We start from the raw sequence: 9335 nt of genomic DNA, 5'->3' as shown, positions 1-9335 counted from the left end.
TCGGAGCCAATTTCATTATCGCGGGGTAGAGCAGTTGGTAGCTCGTCGGGCTCATAACCCGGAGGCCGGAGGTTCAAGTCCTCCCTCCGCAACCAAATCACTTGCCGTTGCTGATACGATTTCAGCAGCGGTATTTTTTTATTGCAGAATTATGGTACGCAGCAGATTATCGGATCACTGTGATCACAAAACTCTCGTCTCAATGTATAATGAAAAGCGATGGACTCCCTTACGCTGGAGAAAAGCGTGAGTTGTCTGTATCCGGGAAGATCATCCGGGTTCACAGGTAAGGGAGAATACGATATGAGTTGAAGGAGAGAGTATGAACAAGAATCAGCTGGCGGCGAAGATCTGGGAATCTGCAAACAAAATGCGATCCAGCATTGAGGCAAACGAGTATAAGGACTATATTCTCGGCTTTATTTTTTATAAATATCTGTCGGAGAAAGAGGAAAGATGGCTCCTCCGGCGTGATTACACCCCGGAGGATATCAGAGAATATGTGAATGAGGAGGACCCGGAAACGGTGCAGAGTGCACAGCAGAGCCTCGGGTATTTTATTGCGTATAAAGACCTGTTCTCCACATGGATCGGCATGGGCTTCGACTTCAGCGTGGATAATGTCCGAACAGCACTGTCGTCTTTTTCTCGTCTGATTTCCGAATCGCATAAGAAAGTGTTTGAGGGAATTTTCACTACCCTGGAGACAGGACTCAGCAAACTGGGAAGAGACAACCGGACACAGACCAAGGCGGTTCAGGATCTGATTCATCTGATCAATGATATCCCGGTGGGGAATTACGATGTTCTGGGCTTTATTTATGAATATCTGATTGAGAAATTTGCGTCCAACGCTGGGAAGAAAGCCGGTGAGTTCTACACGCCGCATGAGGTCTCTGTGCTGATGTCTGAGATTGTAGCCGATCATTTGCAAGATCGCTCAGAAATCCGTATCTATGAAAACAAGACGCAAAATTGGATACAATTTAACGATTGCCCTCTGAGGGGTGTCGCTTGAGAATTTGGGGTGTCGGTTTTGCAGAAGGAATATTGGGCTTGACTAAGGAGCACGACAAAAATGGAAGGTCAGCAGATAATTGAGGTTTATTTATCACTAAAGGATGTTATTCCACAATTCCCTTCTGACTCGGGGCTTTTCATTGTGGCTGACAATATCAACGATGAAATTTATATCTGCGGATTTGCTGAGGCCATGATAAAAAATGGATTGCGGCACTTTGACTTTACTGGGAAATACGGCAATTTGTGGGATCTTCTTTTCGATGAGACTTATATTAAGCTGTGCCCTGATTCACCATATGAGGATGTTGCATTAACAATGTACTGGAAGAAGCGCGAAGACTTTGATGAGGCTATGGAGTGTTCCCTGCAGGATTATTTATATCTGATTTACGACAATCCACTTAAGCAGGCCTGAAAGGAGTCGTTGATGTCAAGAAGCAAAGAAGTCATGTTGACATGTCCTGAATGTAAACAGGACAGTTCATTTACTATATGGGAAAGTATTAACACTACTCTTGACCCGGAAATGAAGCAGGCGGTATTAGATAAATCTGCGTTTCTTTTTGAGTGTCCGAAATGTCACAAGAAGACAAATGAGGATTATGGCTTTCTTTATCATCAAAAGGAAGACAACATCATGATTCACTACGCAAATTCAGACGAAGATGCTGAGAGAGTCTAAGTTGCGTCCGTATAATGGTGTAAATTCAATTTCATAAAAATGATGGTCAAAAAGATCCTTGATCAGATCATGCTTGCCGAGTCTGCCGAACATTTAGGAGCCGACAGACATGGGCGCACTGACGAACGCCAGGATTACCGTAACGGTACACGTATGCGTATGCTAACCACAAGGATCGGGACCATGTGATCGGCCAGAAGACTGGTGACGACGAAGTCCTCCTGACTCTGGCGGAGCGCATGAGCCGTGAGTATTGGATGATTCCTTTGTCTAGCAAGGAAGCCGCTTCCGTCATGGAGGCCTTCGAGCAGATCTGTATGGAGTATAGCGAGCACTTCTTTGAAGCGTTCAAGACTATTACCACGGATAACGGATCTGAATTCGACCGGCTCTCTGAATTGGAGGAACTGGCAGATACGCTGGTGTACTTCGCTCACCCGTACACGTCCTGTGAGAAGGGTACGAACGAGCGGCACAACGGTATTATACGGAGATTCATTCCCAAGGGAAAACGGATCGACAGCTATACCGCAGAGGAGATCTCGAATATTGAGGTCTGGTGCAACAGCCTGCCGAGGAGGATCCTTGGATACAGAACTCCGGATGAAGTTTTCGAAGCGGAGCTTGACCGGATTTATCGAGCGGCGTAGCCGGCGCAGGCACCCCAACCTTTTCGGCTTACCCTATGGATATTCAGTTATCAATGTTCAACTTGTTATTGCAATTAAGCTGATTACTTTAATGAAACCGGCAAGGGAGATATTTTTGACTATATCCCGCCGCAGAAGACGAATCAGATCTTCACACCGAAACGCGTAGTCAAGGATATGGTCGACCGTCTGGAGAAGGAAAATCCAGGATGCTTTGACGATCCGGATGCGACATTTGCGGATTTGTATATGAAATCCGGCATGTATATAACGGAGATCGTCACCCGGCTGTACCAGAGCAAACGGCTGAAAGCGCTTTTCCCGGACGATACCGAGCGGCTGAATCATATCTTTGCTGAGCAGGTATATGGCTGCGCTCCGACAGAGATCATCTACCAGATCTGCCTGCGGTACATCTTAGGATTCAGTGATGAGATACATATCGAAAAGAACAACATTCGGCTATGTGACACTCTCCAGTATGCCAAAGATGGGGTGTTGAACGAGGAGCTTGAAAAAATATTTAACTTGTAATTAAGTCGCTAGAGGGAAGTGGTTTTGCAATACGGACTCTACCTGCGAATTCATCTGATTAGCGAGTACTTTCAATGGCTATTGAATTTCACTATTCACATAGAGTTTTTTGCCAGAGATTCTTTTGATCGCACGATTTTTCTCGTGTTTATCTGATATCTGTTGTAATATGTAAATAACATTATTGGTACTTGTTATAAATTATCTCAGCCTATATCTCAGCCTATCTGTATGACACACTGCCGTAATGTTGTCGAGTATTGTTTAATAGTGGAGGTATATCAAATGGAAGTAAGTTACAAAAAGCTTTGGAAACTTCTGATAGACCGAGGTATCAAAAAGGGGGAGTTATCGAAAATGGCAGGCATAAGTTCTGCTTCAATCACAAAAATGGGTAATGACGGAAATGTGACGGCCGATGTCCTCGCTAAAATCTGTGTTTCCCTCGGATGTAAGATGGATGATATTCTTGAAATAGTCCCAGAGGAAGACAAAATAGGCAAGTAAATCCCGATTTAAGGACTGTGCCTATAACATAATTATTATATTGAAAGAAAGCAGTTTATTGCCATAAGAAAATGAGGTGTTTTGATGCCTGATATATCACGAAAAACATCAAAAAATACTGAGTTGACTGACCAGAGTAAAGCCATTTCTTTGTTCCAGTTTATTCGTGAACTGAATAAACTCAAGCAAAAAGCAATTCTTAACATGAAGGATTACCCTTGGTCTCTTTCGCTTTCTTCTCTGCCGGAGGATCCGGAGAATATCAGTGTTTTCTACTGCGATCGTGTTGAGGATGAGGTCGAAACTGAAGATGATGGTCGCGGGAATGTTCTGCTCTCTGTTCATAAGCCAGAGTTTCAGAAATGCCCGGAGCCAGATGCTATTTTGAAGGACTGGCTTCTGCCAGGATGGGATAACTATCGCAACAAACCGGAGGTAAAAGCATTCGTTGAGAAACAACCGGAAAGTCCAAAGATCTCGTTGTTTAATAACGGAGAGGAGAATGCCGAGGAAGATAATAGTCGTAAATTATTCACAGACGATGTCAACTGTGTAAAAGCCTACGAAAAATGGTTAACCATTCGTTCCAAGTGGGTGGCCAAACAGGTGGTCACCGAGCGCACGAGGAAAATATTTACCGATCTCTACCGGTTGTATTTTGAATTGCAACGTGAAGCGGAGACGGAGGAGATTATTGTTGCAAACGGCATTCTGTGCGATGCGAAAAACTCTGAGATTCATCACCCTGTTTTGACCCACCGTGTCAAAGTGGAATATGATGCCGACAGCAATATCGTCAGCATCATGGATACAGACACACCATCCGAATTGTATTCTGTTGTTTTTCAGGTGATGGAAGATGTCAACCTCAGCGGCATCAATTTACTTACGGAAGACGTGCAAAAGAATGACTATCATCCGCTCGACCGAAATGATACACCGGAATTTTTGAAAATACTAGTGCATCAGCTTTCCTCCAATGGTTTTTTCTCTGAAGAACCTATTTCTTTAGGAGAAAAGAATGATTGTCGTTTACTGCTCTATCTCGACCCTTGTTTAATTGTTAGAAAGCGTCTGGACGGTACATTGAAGGCCATCGAACGTATAATTGAGGATATTCGGGAAAATGGGGAGGTTCCAAAGCCAATCCGAGACATTGTTTCCGGTGGTACCATCGACATTCCAGAGGATGTAGGAGAAGTATCTATCGATGAACACCTGGCCGCAGTCGGTGGGGAGAGTATTGACATTCTTCTTTCAAAAGAGGCAAATAAGGAGCAGCTCGACATTGCCAAGCGTATCGAACAATACGACGCTGTTCTGGTGCAGGGACCGCCGGGAACTGGTAAGACCCACACCATTGCAAACCTTTTAGGACATTTTCTCGCACAAGGAAAAAGTGTCCTTGTAACGAGCTATACTAAGAAAGCACTAAGTGTCTTGAAGGAGAAGGTTGCTCCAGGTTTGCAGGATCTTTGTGTCTCCATGCTGGACGATTCTAATGTTGATATGGAGCGGTCAGTTGACGGTATAACTAGCTACACCTCCAGGACAACGTCGTTTGAAGTAAAGCGAGAGATGGACAGCCTCTTTGACGAGCGGCGAGATATTATCCGACAACTTGCTGATGTCCGCAAAAAAATTTATGCAATCATCCATCAGGAGTGTGGCTGTATCGTCCTGAATGGTGAGGAAATCTCGCCATCTAAGGCAGCGGCCTTTGTGGTGGAACACGCAGATGATTTGTCATATATACCGGGAAAGGTACGCCTGTATGCGCCGCTGCCTATGAGTTTTGAGCAACTTTCTGCCCTATACCAAAGTAATGTGGCTGTGACGGCTGAAGAAGAAAAGGAACTCAAAGCTGAGATTCCCGATCCTTCGTGCATAATGGCCCCGAATGATTATATGACGGTGTGGAAACAGCTTCAGCACACCCTTGGAAAAATTGAGGAAATAGAAGCCGTAAATTCATGGACAATCAAGAGCAACAGCGCAGAGCAGACCATTTCCTTCTCTGGCAGCTTTGGGGAATTTTCCATGCCTTATCCGGCACTGGATGCTGTTGAGGACTTGAAACGATATGTCACTTCCTTCGGCAGGATCAACGGTTGGATGAAAGCTGTTGCCGTTGATGGAAAGAGTGAAAATGTATATCGTCAGCGATGGCAGGTTCTTTTGGAGGAAATACAGAAGGCTTGCGATTGTGCTGATGCTTATATGGCACAGTCTCTCGGCAAGCAGTTGTCTATTGACGAGAACATTTCTCTTGATACAATAAAATCTTCATATGAACGCATGCAGTCGCTCTTTGGAAAAAACGGAAAAATCAGTAAGATTGTACTTATGGTACACAAAGAATATGAGCAATCCCTTGCCGCTGTGACTGTCAACGGAAGCCATCCTGCCTCGGCAGAAGACTGCGTTCTTGTTCTAAAATATATTGAATTACTGAAAGCAAGAAAGCGGTGCGGCGCCATCTGGGATGAACTTCTTGCACCGAACGATGTTCCCGCATTTAGTGAACTTGGAAAGAATGAACCAGAAAGAATAGCTGTGAATTGGATCTCACCGATTGAAAAATACCTAAATTGGTACAGCACAGACTATGAAGTACTTCTTAGCAAACTTACGTCACTGGGAATTCCCGAGGACACCCTCTTTAGAAGAGATATCCTCGATTCCGAGTTTACTGCTACAGATAAGATACTTACATGTGTGGAACATGTCATCCCTCAGATATGTGATGTTTGTAGTTCAATTATTAAGGCTGAAAAATACCGCTCGGATTTGGATGCACTGAGGGCTACCCTTACCAGCGGTAAGCGTGGCAGCAGTTCTCTCTGCAAGAGACTTGTGGCTGCTTTAGATGAGGGGGACTTCCCAATTTACGCAGAATCATATGCTGAACTTGAAAAAATATATGAAAAGTATGGGCTTCAGAGTGCCCGTAATAAAGCTCTGGCGGTTCTTGAACCGATTGCTCCGCAATGGGCTGAAGCGATTCGTACTCGCCAGGGTGTTCACGGATTCGGTGTTGTCCCAAGTAATATTGGTGATGCTTGGAGGTGGAAGCAACTCTACGGGATAATTGAAGATATTACCAAGGAACCTTTTTCAGAGCTTCAAGCAGACAGTCTTCGTCTAAGTCGTGAATACCGTGATGTAACGTCAGAGTATGCTGAGAAAAGTGGATGGTATCATTTGTTGAGAAGAACAGAAGCGGATATCAGTATGAAGCAAGCTTTGGAAGGCTGGAGACTTACTGTCAAGAGTATAGGAAAAGGTACTGGGAAAAGAGCACCGATGCTACGGGCAAAGGCAAGAGAACTGATGGTTCAATGTCAGAGGGCTGTACCGTGTTGGATTATGCCCATCAATAAAGCACTTGAGTGTCTTGATCCTCGCGTCAACAGATTTGATATTGTCATCATTGACGAGGCTAGCCAGTCTGATGTATCTTCGCTTGCCATCCTGTACATGGGGAAAAAACTCATTATCGTTGGAGACGACCGTCAGGTAAGTCCTATGGCAGTTGGTGTTGAAGATAAAAAGATAAGTGTTTTACAGGAACAGTACATAAAGGATTTGATTCCAAACGCACACTTGTATACGGCGAAGACCTCTATCTATGATATTGCGAAGACAACTTTCCAGCCCCTGATGCTTCGAGAACATTTCCGCTGTGTTCCTGAGATCATTGGTTTTAGCAATATGCTTTCTTATGACGGAAAGATCAGGCCTCTGCGAGATGATAGCAGCAGCGAATTGCTTCCGGCAGTTATAAATTATAGAGTTTTCAATGGGAAGCGGGAAGGAAAAACAAATCTTCAGGAAGCAAAAACAATTGTTTCATTAATGCAGGCGTGTTTTGAACAGCCTGAGTATGATGGAAAATCGTTTGGTGTAATTTCGCTGCTTGGAAATGAACAAGTTAAATTAATACAGCAGGAAATAGAGCATAATTTAAATCCTCATGACATCGTGAAGAGAGATGTATTATGTGGTAATTCTGCCAACTTTCAGGGGGATGAGCGTGATGTCATTTTTCTCAGCTTGGTGGATAGTGGAAAGTGTACTGGTCCACTCAAAATGATGAATTTTGGAGCAGATGATTCTAACCGCAAGCGATACAATGTCGCTGTCAGTCGTGCAAAAGACCAGTTGTGGGTCGTTGATTCGCTCGACCCTGCGACGGATCTTAAGAAGGGAGATATTAGAAAAACGCTCATAGACTATTCGTTAGATCCAAGAGCATCGGAAGCAATTCATGCTGAAATTGAAGAGAAGGCGGATTCTCCTTTTGAAGTGTCCATTGCCAGCGCCCTTGTAGAAAGAGGATATCATATCGTTCAACAATGGAAAGTCGGAAGCTACCGACTTGATATTGTTGCTGTATGCGGTAATAGGAAAGTTGCGATCGAATGCGATGGAGAACGGTGGCATAGTGGCGAAGAAAAAATCCGTGAGGACATGGAACGGCAAATTATTCTTGAACGTCTCGGTTGGAGATTCATCCGCATTCGTGGAAGTGAATTCTATAGGGACCCCGATAAGACGATCAAGAGGGTAATTTCTGAGTTAAAAATCTACGGTATTGTCCCCGAGGATTCTGTGCAAATTTCAAATGCTGGACGAGAAACAGAGTTGCTTAAGCGAGTCAAAATGCGTGCGTACGAAATACTTGAAGGTATGGGTGATTTTCAGCCGAAAAATGATATAGAAACTCTTGCCGTAGCCCTTAACCCTAAATCTGTCTCACTGGAAAACGAGCCGTCATTTGTTCCTTTGAGAGAAAATAGAGATGCAAAGACAAAGGTTTGGCATAAAAAGTGCGAAGTTGATGTTGAAACTACAGGAAAAAGCAATACTTCCACGAAACCTATAAAGTTAGAACGGGCTTATGATGAAAAAATTGACAAATCCAAGACACGAGAGCGGACTATCGTCCGTTCTTCACCTGCAGACAAAATGGGAAGCAGAGAAAAGAAGCCCACTTGTAGTTCGCAGTCTTCATCCAGCATTCCTCCTGCAGGGAGGAAATCTACAAAGAGTTCAAATGGAGATAAATTTGTTGGAGAACTTAAGGAACATCAAATAGAGTTCATAGATAACCGCAAGCAATCCAATATTATATGGGTCATCTATAGCAAGGATAGAAAAGAAATGATTGAGAACATTGTAAAAAAATGTAACCTAAAGTCGGTTTTAGAAAGACGTGGCGCAATTGCTACAGGAAACCGTCCCGCATGGCGCGTAATGATATAGGAGGATTATCAATGTCTTCGCATAAAGAATTGAAATTTGAAATCATCAACTGTGTAGGGGTTATCTCGGAACTGCCTCGTGGATGGAAGAAAGAACTCAATCGAGTTAGTTGGAACGGAAGAGAACCCAAATATGATATTCGTGATTGGTCGCCTGATCACAGTAAGATGGGTAAAGGAATCACTTTAACCGAGGAAGAAATTCGTTCTCTCCTGTCTATTATTGACGAGGAGATCAGACTGCTTGAAAGCGATATTTAAATATCGATGAGGCAAAAATAGTATGCTTTGTCCAGAGAATTTGGGATTGGAAAAACGTGGACCTAACACTTCAGGCATTTCTTTTGAGAGGTTAGTCCTGTCATTTTGCTGTTTGTTTCGGGGAAAGACGTAGAAAGAAAAACTACGTAGATGATTTTAACTTAATCCTCACATCCTTACCGGATGCAAACGTTGGCACCGTATTTGCGCAAATTCATAGCCTCATTGATATTTCATTCGCAGAAATACCTTCAGCAATTAAGGACAGAATCAGACTATGATTTTAAATCGTGTCATGCATTTAGATTCCCTTGGGGGGAGAGGCAAGGCGTGACGAACTGGGAGAAATAATGAAATCAATCCGCATTTGACGGGGGTGGTCACCGGAATATTCGATAATGACTGCATAAA

General features: G+C 43.6%; 8 protein-coding genes, 1 tRNA gene and 1 pseudogene. All 10 read left to right on the top strand.

Features of this window, described 5'->3' with window-relative positions:
• The first annotated feature begins 19 nt into the window (after positions 1-19).
• The 10 genes and pseudogenes from BLQ24_RS02285 to BLQ24_RS02240 all read left to right on the top strand — a co-directional run bounded on the left by BLQ24_RS02285 (position 20) and on the right by BLQ24_RS02240 (position 8924).
• A tRNA-Met gene (locus tag BLQ24_RS02285) sits at positions 20-95 on the top strand.
• 227 nt (positions 96-322) lie between these two features.
• A complete protein-coding gene (locus tag BLQ24_RS02280; protein ID WP_090162225.1) occupies positions 323-1018 on the top strand; it encodes a type I restriction-modification system subunit M N-terminal domain-containing protein in 696 nt (231 codons plus the stop codon).
• 60 nt (positions 1019-1078) lie between these two features.
• Positions 1079-1438 (top strand): hypothetical protein, encoded by a 360-nt coding sequence (locus tag BLQ24_RS02275; protein ID WP_090162223.1) that lies wholly within the window; start codon positions 1079-1081, stop codon positions 1436-1438.
• A 12-nt stretch (positions 1439-1450) separates the two neighbouring features.
• Entirely contained in the window at positions 1451-1705 is a 255-nt protein-coding gene (locus tag BLQ24_RS02270; protein ID WP_090162221.1) for a CpXC domain-containing protein, read from the top strand.
• Between the two features lie 39 nt (positions 1706-1744).
• The gene (locus tag BLQ24_RS10515; protein WP_090162219.1) at positions 1745-1894 is read left to right on the top strand and encodes a transposase; all 150 of its coding nucleotides are present in this window, start codon (positions 1745-1747) and stop codon (positions 1892-1894) included.
• Positions 1873-2355, top strand: a pseudogene (locus BLQ24_RS02260) (IS30 family transposase); the annotation flags it as partial. The gene BLQ24_RS10515 and the pseudogene BLQ24_RS02260, both read left to right, overlap by 22 nt.
• 177 nt (positions 2356-2532) lie before the next feature.
• Positions 2533-2889: a hypothetical protein gene (locus tag BLQ24_RS02255; protein WP_242869561.1), complete on the top strand. Its 357-nt coding sequence runs from the start codon at positions 2533-2535 to the stop codon at positions 2887-2889.
• Positions 2890-3174: 285 nt separating this feature from the next.
• Positions 3175-3396, top strand: a complete 222-nt coding sequence (locus BLQ24_RS02250; RefSeq protein WP_090162215.1) for a helix-turn-helix domain-containing protein — start codon at positions 3175-3177, stop codon at positions 3394-3396.
• A gap of 84 nt (positions 3397-3480) precedes the next feature.
• Positions 3481-8664: an AAA domain-containing protein gene (locus BLQ24_RS02245; RefSeq protein ID WP_090162212.1), complete on the top strand. Its 5184-nt coding sequence runs from the start codon at positions 3481-3483 to the stop codon at positions 8662-8664.
• Positions 8646-8924 carry a YdbC family protein gene (locus BLQ24_RS02240; protein WP_242869560.1) on the top strand — a complete coding sequence of 93 codons (279 nt, stop codon included), beginning with the start codon at positions 8646-8648 and terminating at the stop codon, positions 8922-8924. Before BLQ24_RS02245 ends, BLQ24_RS02240 begins: the two co-directional genes overlap by 19 nt.
• Positions 8925-9335 lie beyond the last annotated feature (411 nt).

It is taken from the genome of Eubacterium pyruvativorans, assembly GCF_900102225.1.
Classification (GTDB): Bacteria; Bacillota; Clostridia; order Peptostreptococcales; family Anaerovoracaceae; genus Aminicella; species Aminicella pyruvativorans.
Note: the sequence above shows the minus strand (reverse complement) of the source record. Positions and strands in the feature narration are given on the sequence as shown.